Source organism: Bacillus sp. LSHTCR4 (genome assembly GCF_057197025.1).
The window spans coordinates 1,706,397-1,722,413 of sequence record NZ_JBXUNO010000001.1 but is presented as its reverse complement, the minus strand read 5'-3'; the positions used below and the strand labels follow the sequence as shown (position 1 = coordinate 1,722,413).

The following is a 16,017-nucleotide window of genomic DNA, read 5'->3' as shown; positions in this document are numbered from 1 at the left end:
ATAGAAAATGATCAAACTTTTTTATAAAATCAAAATATAAACCTGCTGGATAAGAATCCATTTTGATCAATCTTTTTCAAAATGGATTCTTTTTATTTACCATAGAATACGGGTTAACACGATATTTTTAATCAAACTTTATTTTAAAATTACGAAGAAACTCATGAATGTTTTAAAAAATATGGTGAAGTAGTAATACCCGAACTTATGAGTGAAATTAATGAAAAGTTAAAATGGGATGTTGTTAGTTATGTAGATCATAAGGAGTATGCTTTATGGCCACATTCTATTTGAAGATTTTTCATTGAAAATCTCAATAGCTCTTTCACATATTTCTTGATTAATACAAAATCTTTCTGTTATCCAATAATTAAGTCCAGAAGATGTAAGGCTTTGTTCTATTTTCTTACCTTGGAAATATCGTTTTAAAACATTATCATTAATAGAAGTTGGAATACCATTGATATAACCGAAAATCTGAATTTTCTTTAATACAAGAGATGTATGCCAATCGTTAGACTTTGTAATGAGTTCTTTCATACTTGATAAATGTATTGGCTCTGTATGTAAGATCTTTGCTAGACCTGGATTTCTAGCAATTTCAATCCTATTATTTGAGACTTCATAAGTGAAAGTTTCTCTTACATTACTTACTTGAAATGATTCATAAAGTGGGTAAGCTTGGAATAAAGGTGCACAATAACCAACATCAACATAATAAGGTTGGTCTAAGTTAACCCGTAAGCATAAATGTCCGGGATCCATATACATATAATGAACATTAAAACCAAGATTTGATAATAACCAATGGAATCCAATTGAGTGCGTCCAACAAGTACCCCCGAGACCTTTTGTTGTAATACGGTTTATGTATGTCTCAATGGAAGGAAAATAATTACCTGTTTCATTACCCTTTTCCCAGTCAATTATTTTAGTAAGGGTTTCCCATTTTATTTTTTCTTGATGAGCTTTAATAAGCTCATTTAAAAACTTTAAGCTAGTAGGCTGTTTTGTCGTACCTAAAAATGATAGAAAGCTATTTACTAGCTGTACTTGGGGCATTTTCTTATCCTTTCTATATAGAAATTGTTATTGGTATTATTATACAATAGGTGTCAGGAAATACAGTTGTTTATTATGGGAGTGGGAGAGAATTATATGTCGATGTCACTATATTATAAAAAAACCCGTGAGCAATTAGGACATGGGCTAATTCGAATACCGAGTGTAGCTGCTGTTATTAAAAATGAGCAAGGGAAAATCTTATTTCAATATCCTGGTGGAGAATACTGGAGTTTGCCAGCTGGAGCAATTGAGCCTGGAGAAACTCCAGAAGAAGCGGTAGTTCGTGAAGTGTGGGAAGAAACGGGTTAGAAAGTGCAAGTAAAAAAACAAAAAGGGGTATTTGGAGGGGAAAGGTTTCGTCATATATATCCGAATGGCGATCAAGTAGAATATATTGTTGTTGTGTTTGAATGTGAAATTACTAGTGGAAAACTGAAATCGATAGATGGTGAATCTTTAAAACTACAATATTTCTCATTTTCTGAAAAGCCTACTTTAGCAATACCATACCCAGATAATATATTTTTATAGATGTAAAATAACACACCTTACTTATTGAAGGTGTGCTATTTATATAACCCGGTCGTATACATCTCCGTTAACGTATACACAATTTCCTCTAAGTTAATCTTTTTGTCATTTTGCGTAATAGTCCAAAGAAACGATTCATTCATCGCGAACCAACCGCGTGCTACAATCTCTTTATTTAAATTAGGTTGTGCTAATCCACTTTCTTGAGAGTATGTAATATCCTGTTTAATGCTTTTTATAAAACGTTCCCGAATCTCCTCCCATTTTTGCCGTATTTCTCTTGATAATCCGATCGCTTCTTCTACAACTTGTAAAATAGCCCGTTCTTCTTCAGCTAATTGGAGGAATGCTCTCACTTGGTTTTGAATCATTTTACGTGCTTCTTCTTTTGTTTCAGGAGAAAAAGAGCGCTCGGCAATATCATAAAATTGATTCATAACATCTTCCATTAAAACGATGAGAAGATCATCTTTGTTTTTAAAGTATACATATGCCGTTCCATAACCAGTTTCTGCATGTTTAATAATTTGTGTAATTGTTGTTTTTTGAAATCCGTTACGTATAAAAATCGTGTAACCAGAGTGTAAAAGTTTTTTCTTTGTTTCTAAGGAGCGGTGTTTTCTTGATGAAAGAGTAGTGTTTTTCAAAGAATCACCTCTTTATACTGAAATATCTGAAAATATAACTGTATTGTAAAAGAAATTCATATATAAAGTCAACTGACATAATATCATTGACGTTATATCAACTAAGGTGATATATTTCAATTAGTTAGAATAAAAAGAAAATTAAGAGAAGGTGACACCATGTATAAAGAACCATTTCAACCAACTTATGAGTATGCGCTTGAATGTGATAAACATGATGAACTGAAAGATTTTCAAACTGAATTTTATAAAAAAGAAGGAACAATATATTTAGATGGAAACTCATTAGGGCTACTTTCAAAAAGAGCAGAGAAATCGTTACTTACTTTGCTAGATTCATGGAAAGAGTATGGCATTGACGGCTGGACCGAGGGTGAGCATCCGTGGTTTTTCCTTTCGGAGAAATTAGGTGAATTGACTGCACCTCTTATTGGAGCTTTACCAGAAGAAACTATTGTAACCGGTTCCACGACAACGAATATTCATCAAGTAATCGCAACTTTCTATGAGCCGAAAGGAATTCGCACAAAAATTCTTGCGGATGAGTTAACATTCCCGTCCGATATATATGCACTTCAAAGTCAAATTCGTTTAAAAGGCTTAGATCCTGATGAGCATTTAGTACGAGTAAAGAGCCGAGATGGTAGAACACTTTCTGAAGATGATATTATTCATGCAATGACAGATGATATCGCGTTAATTTTATTACCTTCTGTACTATATAGAAGTGGCCAAATTCTTGATATGGAACGTTTAACAGCGGAAGCACATAAGCGTGGGATTCATATCGGGTTCGATTTATGTCACTCAATCGGTTCTATTCCGCATCATTTCAAAGAATGGGATGTTGATTTCGGTATTTGGTGTAATTATAAATACTTAAATGCAGGGCCTGGTGGTGTTGCCGGCCTTTATGTAAATAAAAAGCATTTTAATAGACTTCCAGGCTTGTCTGGCTGGTTTAGTTCTAGAAAAGATAAGCAGTTTGATATGGAACATATATTAACTGCAGCTGATCATGCAGGTGCATATCAAATTGGTACTCCTCACGTATTAAGTACAGCGCCGTTAATCGGTTCTCTTGAAATTTTTAAAGATGCTGGTATAGAACGTTTACGTGAAAAATCCCTACATATTACAAGATACATGCTTAATTTAATTGATCATGAATTAAAAGATTTTGGATTTACAATTGGAAATCCATTAGAGGATGAAAAACGAGGCGGACACATTTATTTAGAGCATGCTGAAGCAGCACGCATATGTAAAGCGTTAAAAGCTAATGGAGTTATCCCTGATTTCCGTGCACCTAATGGAGTAAGACTTGCTCCAGTTGCTTTATATAACACATACGAAGAAGTGTGGAAATCTGTACAAATATTAAAGAAAATCATGAAAGATGAAGAGTATAAACAGTTTGAAAATAAGCGAGAGGTTGTGGCATAAGTATGAAAACTTCAGAGTGGATTGATATTTCACAACCGCTAAATAATGATATTGCTACTTGGCCAGGGGATACACCGTTCTCGTATGAAGTATCATGGTCAAAAGAAGAGAGTGGCTCAGTAAATGTTGGAAAGTTAACGATGAGTATTCATACAGGTACTCATATTGATGCACCGTTTCATTTTGATAATGATGGAAAAAAAGTGTTCGATTTAGATATTCAAGTTTATGTCGGACCTACGCGAATCATTGACGTTTCTAATCTTGAAAGCATCGGGAAAAAGGAATTAGAAAACTTTCATTTAGAAGGAGTAGAACGCTTGTTATTACGCACATCTTCACATGGTAAAGCGAATGAATTCCCAGATGTAATCCCGCATTTACGTGCGGATATAGCACCGTTTCTTTCAGAGAAAGGTATACGTTTAATCGGGGTGGATGTACCGTCAGTTGATCCACTAGATGATAAAGAATTAGAAGCGCATCATCAATTGTTTAAACATGGCATACACATTTTAGAAAATGTCGTACTAGATCACGTAGCAGACGGCGATTATGAATTGATCGCATTACCACTTGCCTTAACAGATGCAGATGGAAGTCCAGTTCGAGCAGTTATTAGACCAATATAAGTAGAAATATATAAAAGGGGCGTTTGGCTAATATGAAAGAAAACGAAAAGGTAATTATGGAAAAAGGGATTCATACAGACTTTAAAGAGAATATGACGTACGGGGAATATTTACAATTAGATAGTTTACTATCTTCTCAAAAGAGATTATCAGACCATCATGATGAAATGTTGTTCATCGTTATTCACCAAGCAAGTGAGCTTTGGATGAAGCTTATTTTACATGAATTACATGCAGCAATTGAATCTATTAAACAAGATAAATTACAACCAGCTTTTAAAATGTTAGCACGTGTATCAAAAATTCAGTCTCAAATTATTCAATCTTGGGATATTCTTGCGACATTAACACCATCAGAGTACATTGAGTTTCGTGACTCGCTCGGTCAAGCTTCAGGTTTTCAATCGTATCAATATCGTATGATTGAGTATGCGCTTGGTTATAAAACGCCACATGCATTGAAAATTTATGAAAAAGATCCAGAATTACACGCTCGACTTCATACGGCGCTACATGCACCAAGTTTGTATGATGTCGCAATTCAAGCACTTGTAAAAGAAGGATTCCCTATTCATAAAGATGTGTTGAATCGCGATATTACGCAGCCTTATGAAGAAGATGCCACGGTAGAAGCGGCATGGCTTGAAGTGTATGCCGATGTGAAAAAGTATTGGAACTTATACCAACTTGCTGAAAAATTAATCGATATTGAAGATTGGCTACAACAATGGCGTTTCCGTCATATGAAAACGGTAGAACGAATTATCGGACATAAAATGGGAACAGGTGGCTCTTCAGGTGTATCTTATTTAAAACGAGTACTTGATCAACAATTCTTCCCAGAGCTTTGGAATGTTCGCACGAAATTATAAAAAACAAACCTGTCAGTTAAACTGACAGGTTTGTTTTTTATTTGAATTCAATTATGCTTTAATAGAAGCTACAAGATATAATAATTGAGTAACTGTTTAAATGGAGGTAAAGTATTGGATTTCAAGCAGCTAGAAAATAAATTTGAAAAGAAAAAAGTAAATACATTTCTTGTTTATCAAAAAGGGGAATTAACAACTGAGTATTATAAAACACTCGAATGTACAAATAACTTATATAAAATAAATTCGATTACAAAAAGCATTGTATCTTTATTAATTGGTATTGCAATCGATAAAGGCTATATAAATGATATACATACACCGATTACAGAGTGGATTGAAAATGTATCTGAGGAAAAACAGGATTTGACTCTGTATCATTTATTAACGATGACTACAGGAGAAGATTGGAAGGAGTTTGGGAATGGGGTTGTTTTCCCAAATGATTTTGTAGAATCGGATAACTGGGTGCAGTACATATTAGAAAAACCAATAATTGAAGAACCGGCTACAAAAATGAATTATAACTCAGGTTCTTCGCATTTACTTAGTTACATTATCCAAAAAGCTACTGGAATGCCGACAGAGCAGTTTGCGAAAAGATATGTATTTGATCCATTAGAAATTACTGAATATGAGTGGCAGCAAGATCCGCAAGGAATACATGTCGGCGGCTTCGGAATGAAAATGAAGTCTAAAGATTTATTAAAGTTAGGAATATTATGTTTACAGAATGGATATTGGCAGGGGAATGAAATTGTATCATCGAAATGGTTAGAAGAATCAAGTACGGCTCTATTTGAAACGTATGAACATGTCGGGGCATATGGATATCACTGGTGGGTATTGAATAATGAAAGATTTCACATACCGTATTGTATGTACTTTGCTATGGGATATGGCGGGCAATACATCGTTATCATTCCGCAGTTAGAGGTCGTTGCTGTAATAAGTAGTCATATGCCTAAACGTGGCCTCGTTCCATTAAAGTTATTTATCGAGCATGTACAAGGTGTATAAGAAGAGGAGGGACTCTATGAGGGATGTAAAAACATTATCTTTATTTAGACTATGTTTAAGCCTTCTAGCATTTAGTGCAATCATTACGCAATTTATAATACGGGCACAAGTGAAACCGTTCAATCCAGTTAACTTTTTTAGTTTCTTCACTATCGAAAGTAACATTTTAGTTGCATGTATTCTCCTTTTAAGTAGTATCGGAACAGCTACATTTGGTCGATCAGAACAGTTTGGTATACTTCGTGGTGCAGCAACTGTATACATACTTACGACTGGACTCATTTATTTTTTATTATTAAGAGGGTTAGAAGAATCACTTCAAACCGCAATACCATGGGTAAATACGGTGTTACATTATATCATGCCAATCGCAATGCTTTTAGATTGGATTTTAAATCCACCTAGTAATAAAATTACATGGAAACAAGCCGCAAGTTGGCTCTTATTCCCGTTTTTTTATGTTGTATATAGCTTAATACGTGGCCCAATCGTGAATTGGTATCCTTATCCGTTTTTAGATCCGATAATAGGTGGATATGGTAGAGTACTTTTATACAGTATAGGGATAGCAGTTGTAATTGGCGCTATTTGTATATTGGTAAGATTTTTAGGGAATCGAAATTTTAGAAATGAAAGAAACCCGGCTGTTTAGATTCATAACAGCCGGGTTTCTTTCATTTTATCTACTCGTCTTCTGAAACGACATCTTTATAAATTTCTCCGTCTTCGTTTCAAATTCTACATCAACAAAAACACCATATTCTTTTCCGTCCTCACGTAACCACAATTTAAATTTTTCAACTGTTATTTGAACGGTTTTTGGTTTTCTACCTATATGAAGGTAATCAATAATCTCCGCTTTTGGGTACTGTTCTTTCGTTTTCTCTACAGCAAGTTTCCCCCATTTCGCATACGGCGGCTGCGCATGAACAATTGATGAGCCTGTATATACATTTGAACATGTAGCTAGGAATAGAATGACGAGTGCGACACGTTTTAACAATTTTTTCATGATGAACTCCTTTTACCTTTTTTATATTGTTTACATATTTTTTCAACGATATGAGTTTGGATTTTTTTGTCTTCTTTACATAAAAGCGAGGCTTTTACAAAACATAACCAAGAAATCATTTACATAATTAAGGAGGGAAAATTATGCGCCAAAAAGCTATTTTTAAAATAGCGGTTTTACTTGCGTTCATAGGGCTATCTTTGATGGTCAGTAGTATACAACTAAAGAATGTAGAAGCCTTTTCTAATCAAGTCATTCAAAGGGGAGCATCTGGTGAAGATGTCATTGAACTGCAATCTCGTTTGAAATATAACGGATTTTATACGGGAAAAGTAGATGGTGTTTTCGGATGGGGTACATACTGGGCACTTCGGAATTTTCAAGAGAAATTTGGTTTACCGGTTGATGGTTTAGCTGGAGCTAAAACGAAGCAAATGCTCGTGAAGGCAACGAAGTATGATAAGTCAACTGCTAATAAAGGCACGACAACGAATAAAGGGAATAGTGGAGGTACTGCACAAGAAAATAAACCACCTCAAAATAAAGGGACAAATGTTCCAAATGGTTATTCTCAAAATGATATACAGCTCATGGCAAACGCAGTATATGGAGAGTCTCGTGGGGAGCCGTACTTAGGACAAGTTGCAGTCGCTGCGGTTATTTTAAATCGTGTTACAAGTGCATCATTTCCAAATACCGTTTCAGGTGTAATCTTTGAGCCAAGAGCATTTACAGCGGTAGCAGACGGACAAATATATTTAACGCCAAATGAAACAGCGAAAAAAGCTGTATTAGATGCAATTAATGGATGGGACCCAACAGGAAACGCATTGTATTATTTCAATCCAGATACCGCAACAAGCAAATGGATTTGGACTCGTCCACAAATTAAAAAGATCGGGAAACATATTTTCTGTAAATAGAGCGGAGGTGGAACTATGTTACGAGGTATTATAATCGTATTATTAACAGTTGGTGTAGTTGGGACAGGATACTGGGGCTATAAAGAGCATCAAGAGAAGAATGCAGTATTAATTCGGGCAGAAAATAGCTATCAACGTGCGTTTCATGATTTAGCATATGAGGTTGATTTATTGCACGACAAAATTGGAACAACGCTTGCGATGAATTCACGCGCATCTTTATCGCCTGCTTTAGCAGATGTATGGAGATTAACATCGGAAGCTCGTTCGGATGTAGGACAACTTCCTTTAACATTAATGCCTTTTAATAAAACGGAAGAATTTTTAGCGAATATCGGTGATTTTAGTTACCGTGCAGCGATTCGTGATTTAGAAAAAGAGCCATTAAATGATCAAGAATACAAAACGTTGCAAACTTTATACTCAAATGCAGGAAATATACAAGATGAACTAAGAAAAGTGCAACATCTTGTTTTGAAAAATAATTTACGCTGGATGGATGTTGAGATGGCGCTCGCATCAAATCGCGATCCTGCAGACAATACAATTATTGACGGGTTAAAAACAGTAGAAAAAAATGTAACATCGTATTCATCTACAAACTTTGGACCTACCTTTACAAGTGCACAAAAAAATAAAAAAGGTGGATTTGAAGCAGAAGGAAAAGCAATTTCAAAAGATGAAGCGGCGAAAATCGCAAAATCGTTTTTGAATTTAAAAGGAAATGAAAAAGTAGAAGTTGAGAAAAGTGGAAAAGGTGCGAAAGAATCTTTCTATAGTGTGAAAATTAAAGATGAAGCAACGAATAATGAGTTTTATATGGATATTACCGGAAAAGGCGGATATCCAATTTGGGTTATGAATAATCGAGAAATTAAAGAACAGAAGATTAGTTTAAACGACGCAGGAAGTAAAGGTTTGAAATTCTTAAAGGACCATAAGTTTCATAATATGGAGCTTTATGATAGCTCACAATATGATAATATTGGTGTATTTACGTATGTAGTAAATGAAAACGGCGTACGCATTTATCCGGAAGCAATCCAAATGAAAATTGCTTTAGATGACGGTTCTATCGTTGGTTTTTCTGCAAAAGAGTATTTAGCATCACATCAAAAACGCACAGTTCCATCAGCAAAGCTAACTGCAGCAGAAGCAAGAAAGAAAATTAATCCAGATGTTAAAGTTATGGAAGAGCGTAAAGCTGTCGTAGTAAATGATTTGCATAACGAAGTACTTTGCTATGAATTTGTAGGTACTTTAGGGAAAGATACGTACCAAATTTTCATCAATGCAAATAGCGGGGCAGAAGAAAAAGTGAAGAAAATGCAAGCTGTTGAAAAAATTTATGATTAAACTTTAATGGTAAAGTGGTGAGAATAATGAAGATTTTAATATATATGTTGATGGTTTGTTTATTAATAACTGGATGTAGTATTGGGAAAAAGGACAATCCAAACGAAAAGCCAGAGCAAAAAAATGTTTCAATGAAAAATGTTAATTATACGAACAAGTCAAATAAGCCAAATGAAAAAGCAGCGGACCATTTAGCATCTTTAGCAGCAAGTGTGCCAGGTGTAAATGATGCGACAGCGGTAGTAGTTGGGAAATATGCAATCGTTGGAATTGATGTAAAAGCGAAACTAGATCGAACACGTGTTGAGTCCATAAAATACTCTGTTGCAGAAAGTTTAAAAAACGATCCTGATGGTGCTAATGCAGTCGTTGTAGCAGATGTTGATACGTATGAACGACTGAAACAAATTGGAAAGCAAATTAAAAAAGGAAAAACAGGTGAAGGTATACTGGATGAGTTAGCTGCAATTGTTGGCCGAGTAATGCCACAAGTTCCAAATGATATGATTGAAAATAAAGAAACGAATCCAATTAAAGATAATGATAAACAATTACCAAAAGATGAAGAACAAGAACTGAGAAAAGAACAGGATGACCAATCTAATAATCATCTGAATAAATAAAGTTAACCTTAACCCTGTACTAAATTGTGCAGGGTTTTCTAATATAATATTAAATATTCAGTTTATTTTTGAGGGAATATATGGTTTAATTATTATGGGAGGGACAACTGTTATGATGAAAAAAAGCACAATAATAGTATGTAGTTTATGCTTAGGTTTCAGTATGACAGCGTGTGAACAGAAGAAAGAAGTAAAAAAGCAAACAGCGATTTCTTCTACTGTGATGGAAAATCAGAAGAAAGAATTTATCAATATAAATCATTTTTTGAATATAAATGAAGGAATGACTTATAAAGAAGTGAAAGATTTAATTGGTTTTGAAGGGGATTTAGTTATAGAAGAAGGCGTAGAACATTCTACACAAATTAAACAAGTTTTTGCTTGGAAGGGAAGCAATCCAACTGCATTAGTTGAAATTACCTTTTTAGATGGCAAAGTACATTCTAAATTGCAGCAAGGCTTAAGTTAATAAGTTGAAAATGGGAGAGTTTAGCATGAACGTACATACAGGGGAAATTCAATTAGTTCCGTATAAAGAGGAATATAAAGAAGTTATACAAACATTTACTTTACCAAGTGAACAAGTTCAATTTACATCGGACCCAACCGAATTATTGAAAAAAGCAAAAAATGATTGTACAAAAAATGTGATTGTTATTTTAGATTACAATGGGGTACCTGTTGGTCTTTTTGCATTGCAAACAGGAGATAGAGTGCAGGAATTCACAGAAAATGAGAGCGCTTTACTTTTAACTTCGTTTTCTATAAATCACGATAGACAAGGAAGAGGATATGCTAAAAAATCACTGGCACTATTACAAGAGTTTGTACAACGTTATTTTCCGATGAAAAATGAAGTTGTACTTGCTGTGAATGAAAAAAATATTCCAGCACAAAATTTATATGAAAAAGTTGGCTTCCAAGATAAAGGTTTTAGAAGAATGGGACCAATTGGTCAACAAATCATAATGCATTTACCTATCATAAAATAACGAGAAAAAACTTACTCTTGCACAACAAAGTGGTAAGTTTTTTTATTTAGAACGATATATGATGTAGAATATATAAATAAACGAAATAGAAATGAAGGAAATACAAAATGAATCAAGTTAGAAAATGGAATATTATTGGTGGAAGGGTGATAAAAACAGGAATTGCGGTTTTTCTTACAGTTCTAGTTTGTGAATTTTTCAATATCCCAACTATATTTGCTGTTATCACCGCAATTGTAACGATTGAGCCAACTGCAACGGATTCTATAAAAAAAGGACTAGTTCGTTTTCCAGCTTCAACAATTGGATCGGCGTATGCAATGACTTTCACATTTTTCCTAGGTCATCAGGCACTTTCTTATGCGTTAGCAGCGATGTTTACAATCGTTACATGTCAAAAGCTAAGATTACATGCGGGAACGTTAGTTGCAACATTAACTGCTGTTGCAATGATCCCAATTACAGCAGATCACTATTTTACTGCATTTTTAATTCGATTGACTACTACATCTACTGGTATTTTAGTGTCTACTTTAGTCAATTTTTTCATTTTACCACCACACTATGTTAAAACAATTTCGGGATGTACAGAGGAGCTATTTGTTAAAACGGCACATATTATGGAGGAATGGCTTACTGCATTAATTGAAGGGGAAGTTATAACCAAAGAGACAACTCATAATCTATCTAAATTGAATTTATTATTACATAAAGCGGTACAATTTGTTCAATATGAGCAAAAAGATTGGAAATATCATCGACATACAAAAAAAGAAATGAGAAGCTTTTTACTTGTACAAAAGCAACTTCATTTATTACAGCAAATTATTTATCATATAGATAATTTAGCTCAAGCACCAATTGAAACATGTGACTGTTCGCAAAATGAAAAAGAGATTTTACGACGAACAATTCATTCTATAATTTCAATATTAAGAAATCATTGTAATAAAATAGATGAGGAACATTTTAAAATGATTGATGAATTAGACAAGCAATTTTGGAATTATAAAAATGATTTAGCACATTGTAAACCGAATCAATATCATCATCATTTTTCAAGTGAATCTATCATTTTATTTGAGGTATTATCTATACATGATATGTTAGAGGAATTAAAACAAATATTTGAGAAATATGAGGGTGAAAATCAATTCAATTGTTCAGTTCATTAAAATGTGGAGGATTGCTATGACAATTTATATTGCACTACTAAGAGGAATCAATGTAGGCGGTCATAAGATAATTAAAATGGCTGATTTAAAACAAACGTTTGAATCAATAGGGCTAAAACAAGTAAAAACATATATTCAAAGTGGTAATATCGTGTTCGAATCTGAAAAAGATATTGATTTTCTAAAAAAACGAATACAAACTGAAATTAAAAACGTTTTTGGTTTTGATGTTCCGGTTATGTTAAGAACACATGAGGAATTTATAAATGTTATAAAAAGATGCCCCTATGAAGTCAATTCATTGCGAGAAGGCGAAAGCATACATGTTGCCTTCTTAGCAAATGAACTTTCTGAAATAGAAGAAAATCAGCTAATTATGCAAAAAAATGAGACTGAAGATTGTTACATACATGAAAAAGTTGTGTATTTATTTTTTAAAAATAGTATTCGAAATTCTAAATTAATGAATCAGTTTCAGAAGTTACATACATCAGCTACAGTAAGGAATTGGCGGACTGTGAATAAATTAAAAGCGATAGTTGAGGGAATGTAAATATAAAAAGATGAGATTTTCTGCATATAGAAAATCTCATCTTTTTATTTATATTGTTTCGCGACAAGGAGTTCGACAATAGGATAAATAAAGAATGAAGAGCAAAGGGCGATAAAAAGAGGCAGGTTCTTTATTTCATCAAGTAATAGGAATGCAAATCCTTCTGATAAGATTAAAATAAAAAACATAAGGCATATAAGTACAAAATAAGCAACTTTAAAACTTTTATATTGGATTTGCTGTCCCATTTCATCTTGGCTTTCTTTCGATACTCCGTTTGGATCTCCCCAAGTAATTTGATTAATTAAATTACCGATAATTAACGAAAAAGCGAATATTGTTCCTCCCAAAATCGAACCTTCCGTTACATATTTATATGCACCATGTATAAGGACTCCGATCAATGATAAAACGATAATCATGAAAATAATTTTTTTATGGTTCAATTTAGAAATGCCACCTCCATAGTTGTAAAAAACTCTTTACATCCATAGTATAAAATTTGGGAAGTTTTATGTCAAATACTTTTTACATAAAGGATGAAACAATATTATATTTTGTTTTTGCGATGAATAAAAAATTACATTACATTTGAATGGAAAAGAATGGGCTCGCATATATTTGGAAGGGATGTCAGATTAATTTAGGGGGTAGTTATGTCTATTCTTTTAAAAGCTGGTGCTGATGCAGGAAATAATGGTTTGAAGTTAATGGTGAAAGGGCAAGAACCTGTTTTTATTCCGAGTATATATGCTTTATATATAGGAGAGCCTACAGGATTGTTAGATGAAGGAGATGTTTCATTATCTGAATTAGAAAATCACATTGACGTGACCATTAGTTCTCCATCGTTAATGTTAAATAATGTACGGTATATCGTTGGAGAAAAAGTCATTCAAGATCAATTAAAAGGTACTGAGGTTGAGAAGAAATCGAATAAATCAACTGATGAGTTAATGGTCATTACGATTCTATCTGGTTTAGCCGTAAGTGCTATGCGTCAAAGTCCAACTTCTAGTCATATTAACATTCGTTATGACTTATCTGTTGCTCTTCCTATGCAACTTATTACACAAGAAATAGCGGCGGAAAATGCAAAACGTTATATGGGAAATCATAAAGTTGTGTTCCACTATCCAAACGGACGTGATGTGACAATTAATATTTCAATTGAATATTGTAAATGCCTACCGGAGGGTGCTTCTGGAACGTGGGGCATTGTATATGATGAAGAAGGAAATGTTGTGAAACATAAAATAGAATGTGAACAAAATAAAGTGTCAGAAATTGACTTTGTTGATAAAACACTATTATCTTTTGATATTGGCGCAGGGACGACAGAAGAAGTCGTTTCATTAGGCGTAAACTTTAGACCTCAACTAAGTAAGGGCTTATCATACGGTGTGAAAGAAACGTTACTACAAATTATTACGAGATGGAACCGGAAGTATCCAACAAAGACGATTGATAGCATTACAGAATTCAATCAAATTTATTTAAATGATAAACACCCTAGAAATGCATTATTAGTTGAGGAATCACAACCAGCATTACTAGGTTTAGCAGCGCGCGTTGCAACGGATATTATAAACAAAATTGATGATATGAAAGACGATCCATATGTATTTATTTATGGCGGGGGCGCAGTTATCATAAAAAATAGCCTGAAAATGATTTTAAAACAAAAAGGGCGTTTAACAAATGTAATCTTTGTAGATAATCCATTATTTACAAATGCACGTGGATTATTAGTCTACACTTGTTCACCAAAATATAGAGAGCATAAGCAAAAAGAGTTAGGATTTACAAACTTAACGATAAGTTAGTTGGTGGAAACATGCGATCTAGGCGATATAAACGTGGTGATCGAGTGAAAATCAATATTCATAAATCAGTATCACCTGAAATGCTTGCATGGCTGAATAAACAATCAAACCCAACCAATTTCTTTTTCTTTGCAGCGCAGCAACTTTTTAAACAAGTAGGAGATATTGATGTGTCAAAAGCTATACCAAGCAGCCATGTTTTCTCATTATACGTAGAGCCATCATCCTTATTAAAGGTTGAAGTTAATCCTTTTAAAAACGTACCACTAGAAGCAAATAAATCCACCGATAATATAAAAAAAAAATCATGGGAAGCTGTTGACCAATTAGATTGTCCGTTTTTTTAAACATAGAAAAATATAAGTATCGCCCATCACTATACATACGGATACAGTGATGGGCTTTTTTACATGTAACAAATAAAAGGGGCACAAATTGTGGCGTGCCCCTTTTATTCGTTATTTTTCTATTATTTTAGCTGTATGTTCAGTAACAGCATGAATTATGTCTTCCCAGTCATCAGGATGATTCTCATGTCCTGCGCCTTCAAGGGTTAATAAAACGGAGTTAGGAATTTCATCGATAAGTGCGAGACCATGTTCAAAAGGGAGTGCGGTATCGTCTGTTCCATGAATAACTAATGTAGGTGCTTGTATGGAGTGAAGCACGTCTTCATATGCATCATCGCCTTGAAGTAAAGCGTGGTTAAACATGCTTAATAAATTGTTAGCTCGTTCTATTTCTTGCATTACTTGTTTATAGACTCTTTTTTCATCAAATGTTCGTTTGGATCCACATAGTAGGCGAGATCCGGAAACTAAATATTCTGCTACAACTTTTTCATTTGTCCAATCTAAATGTGTGCCATTTGCGTGATGTGTTAAAATTCTTTCATCCATCGGAGGTAAATCGCGCGTGTTATCGTCAGAACCTATCACACTGGTAGCTAGTAATGTTAATGTTAATATTCTTTCGGAATGTTTTACAGCAGCAATTTGAGCAATCATACCACCTAATGACATCCCAAATAGATGCGCTTTGTCAATATGATAAGCATCTAGTACCCCAATTGCATCTTCAGCCATATCCGTAACGGAATAATTAGAAGTCCCAGGTTCATATGCGACAGAGCGTCCCACATCACGGTTATCAAAACGAATAACAAATTTCCCGCTGTTCGCCAACTGTTCACAAAATTCTTTATCCCAATAAACCATTGAACACGTAGCACCCATAATTAATAAAATAGCTGGATTTTTAGGATTTCCAAAACTTTCTGTACATATATCAATCCCGTTTATTTTAAATATCTTTTCAGTCATAGAGTTCTCTCCATTTCTTTTG

General features: G+C 33.9%; 19 protein-coding genes and 1 pseudogene. 15 read left to right on the top strand and 5 right to left on the bottom strand.

Translation table 11 applies throughout. The features are described from left to right. Positions 1 to 273: 273 nt before the first annotated feature. Positions 274 to 1,062, bottom strand: a complete 789-nt coding sequence (locus tag AC2CGR_RS08820) for an arylamine N-acetyltransferase (protein WP_270185099.1) — start codon at positions 1,060 to 1,062, stop codon at positions 274 to 276. Between the two features lie 96 nt (positions 1,063 to 1,158). Between AC2CGR_RS08820 and AC2CGR_RS08815 the strand changes: the two are divergent. Beyond that, positions 1,159 to 1,596 (top strand): annotated as a pseudogene (locus AC2CGR_RS08815) (NUDIX hydrolase). Positions 1,597 to 1,631: 35 nt separating this feature from the next. Here the strand turns inward: AC2CGR_RS08815 and AC2CGR_RS08810 are convergent. After that, complete coding sequence (locus AC2CGR_RS08810) at positions 1,632 to 2,243, bottom strand: TetR/AcrR family transcriptional regulator (protein ID WP_087963966.1); 612 nt, start codon at positions 2,241 to 2,243, stop codon at positions 1,632 to 1,634. Between the two features lie 159 nt (positions 2,244 to 2,402). Between AC2CGR_RS08810 and kynU the strand changes: the two genes are divergently transcribed. The 5 genes from kynU (at position 2,403) to AC2CGR_RS08785 (ending at position 6,865) form a co-directional block, all read left to right on the top strand. Continuing rightward, positions 2,403 to 3,689: a kynureninase gene (gene kynU / locus AC2CGR_RS08805; protein ID WP_087963967.1), complete on the top strand. Its 1,287-nt coding sequence runs from the start codon at positions 2,403 to 2,405 to the stop codon at positions 3,687 to 3,689. A 2-nt stretch (positions 3,690 to 3,691) separates the two neighbouring features. Then, positions 3,692 to 4,321: an arylformamidase gene (gene kynB, locus AC2CGR_RS08800; RefSeq protein WP_000858054.1), complete on the top strand. Its 630-nt coding sequence runs from the start codon at positions 3,692 to 3,694 to the stop codon at positions 4,319 to 4,321. A 32-nt stretch (positions 4,322 to 4,353) separates the two neighbouring features. Beyond that, positions 4,354 to 5,193: a tryptophan 2,3-dioxygenase gene (gene kynA, locus AC2CGR_RS08795; RefSeq protein ID WP_087963968.1), complete on the top strand. Its 840-nt coding sequence runs from the start codon at positions 4,354 to 4,356 to the stop codon at positions 5,191 to 5,193. Between the two features lie 114 nt (positions 5,194 to 5,307). Next, complete coding sequence (locus AC2CGR_RS08790; protein ID WP_131102355.1) at positions 5,308 to 6,213, top strand: serine hydrolase domain-containing protein; 906 nt, start codon at positions 5,308 to 5,310, stop codon at positions 6,211 to 6,213. 16 nt (positions 6,214 to 6,229) lie between these two features. Beyond that, a complete protein-coding gene (locus AC2CGR_RS08785) occupies positions 6,230 to 6,865 on the top strand; it encodes a Pr6Pr family membrane protein (protein ID WP_087963970.1) in 636 nt (211 codons plus the stop codon). Positions 6,866 to 6,892: 27 nt separating this feature from the next. Here the strand turns inward: AC2CGR_RS08785 and AC2CGR_RS08780 are convergent, their stop codons facing one another. Then, positions 6,893 to 7,225, bottom strand: coding sequence for a DUF3889 domain-containing protein (locus AC2CGR_RS08780; RefSeq protein WP_087963971.1), 333 nt, complete (start codon positions 7,223 to 7,225; stop codon positions 6,893 to 6,895). A gap of 143 nt (positions 7,226 to 7,368) precedes the next feature. On the opposite strand from AC2CGR_RS08780, the gene sleB reads away from it, so the two are divergent. The 7 genes from sleB (at position 7,369) to AC2CGR_RS08745 (ending at position 12,847) form a co-directional block, all read left to right on the top strand. Then, positions 7,369 to 8,148, top strand: a complete 780-nt coding sequence (gene sleB, locus AC2CGR_RS08775; RefSeq protein ID WP_001249053.1) for a spore cortex-lytic enzyme — start codon at positions 7,369 to 7,371, stop codon at positions 8,146 to 8,148. A gap of 15 nt (positions 8,149 to 8,163) precedes the next feature. Next, the gene (gene ypeB, locus AC2CGR_RS08770) at positions 8,164 to 9,504 is read left to right on the top strand and encodes a germination protein YpeB (protein ID WP_131102354.1); all 1,341 of its coding nucleotides are present in this window, start codon (positions 8,164 to 8,166) and stop codon (positions 9,502 to 9,504) included. 26 nt (positions 9,505 to 9,530) lie between these two features. Continuing rightward, the gene (locus tag AC2CGR_RS08765; protein ID WP_000698004.1) at positions 9,531 to 10,127 is read left to right on the top strand and encodes a YhcN/YlaJ family sporulation lipoprotein; all 597 of its coding nucleotides are present in this window, start codon (positions 9,531 to 9,533) and stop codon (positions 10,125 to 10,127) included. 112 nt (positions 10,128 to 10,239) lie between these two features. Then, complete coding sequence (locus tag AC2CGR_RS08760) at positions 10,240 to 10,596, top strand: hypothetical protein (protein WP_484480754.1); 357 nt, start codon at positions 10,240 to 10,242, stop codon at positions 10,594 to 10,596. Between the two features lie 25 nt (positions 10,597 to 10,621). Then, entirely contained in the window at positions 10,622 to 11,119 is a 498-nt protein-coding gene (locus AC2CGR_RS08755) for a GNAT family N-acetyltransferase (RefSeq protein ID WP_270185102.1), read from the top strand. Between the two features lie 107 nt (positions 11,120 to 11,226). Continuing rightward, positions 11,227 to 12,294, top strand: coding sequence for an aromatic acid exporter family protein (locus AC2CGR_RS08750; RefSeq protein ID WP_484480753.1), 1,068 nt, complete (start codon positions 11,227 to 11,229; stop codon positions 12,292 to 12,294). 16 nt (positions 12,295 to 12,310) lie between these two features. Beyond that, positions 12,311 to 12,847, top strand: coding sequence for a DUF1697 domain-containing protein (locus AC2CGR_RS08745; RefSeq protein ID WP_270185104.1), 537 nt, complete (start codon positions 12,311 to 12,313; stop codon positions 12,845 to 12,847). 44 nt (positions 12,848 to 12,891) lie between these two features. Here the strand turns inward: AC2CGR_RS08745 and AC2CGR_RS08740 are convergent, their stop codons facing one another. Beyond that, on the bottom strand, positions 12,892 to 13,293 hold the full coding sequence (locus tag AC2CGR_RS08740; RefSeq protein ID WP_087963977.1) for a hypothetical protein: 402 nt from the start codon (positions 13,291 to 13,293) through the stop codon (positions 12,892 to 12,894). 210 nt (positions 13,294 to 13,503) lie between these two features. On the opposite strand from AC2CGR_RS08740, the gene AC2CGR_RS08735 reads away from it, so the two are divergent. Both AC2CGR_RS08735 and AC2CGR_RS08730 read left to right on the top strand, forming a co-directional pair. Then, on the top strand, positions 13,504 to 14,673 hold the full coding sequence (locus AC2CGR_RS08735; protein WP_087963978.1) for a ParM/StbA family protein: 1,170 nt from the start codon (positions 13,504 to 13,506) through the stop codon (positions 14,671 to 14,673). Positions 14,674 to 14,684: 11 nt separating this feature from the next. Next, positions 14,685 to 15,020: a hypothetical protein gene (locus AC2CGR_RS08730; RefSeq protein ID WP_001257753.1), complete on the top strand. Its 336-nt coding sequence runs from the start codon at positions 14,685 to 14,687 to the stop codon at positions 15,018 to 15,020. A 111-nt stretch (positions 15,021 to 15,131) separates the two neighbouring features. On the opposite strand, the gene mleBCA is transcribed toward AC2CGR_RS08730, so the two are convergent. Further along, positions 15,132 to 15,995 (bottom strand): BCA family alpha/beta fold macrolide esterase, encoded by an 864-nt coding sequence (gene mleBCA / locus AC2CGR_RS08725; protein WP_484480752.1) that lies wholly within the window; start codon positions 15,993 to 15,995, stop codon positions 15,132 to 15,134. Positions 15,996 to 16,017 lie beyond the last annotated feature (22 nt).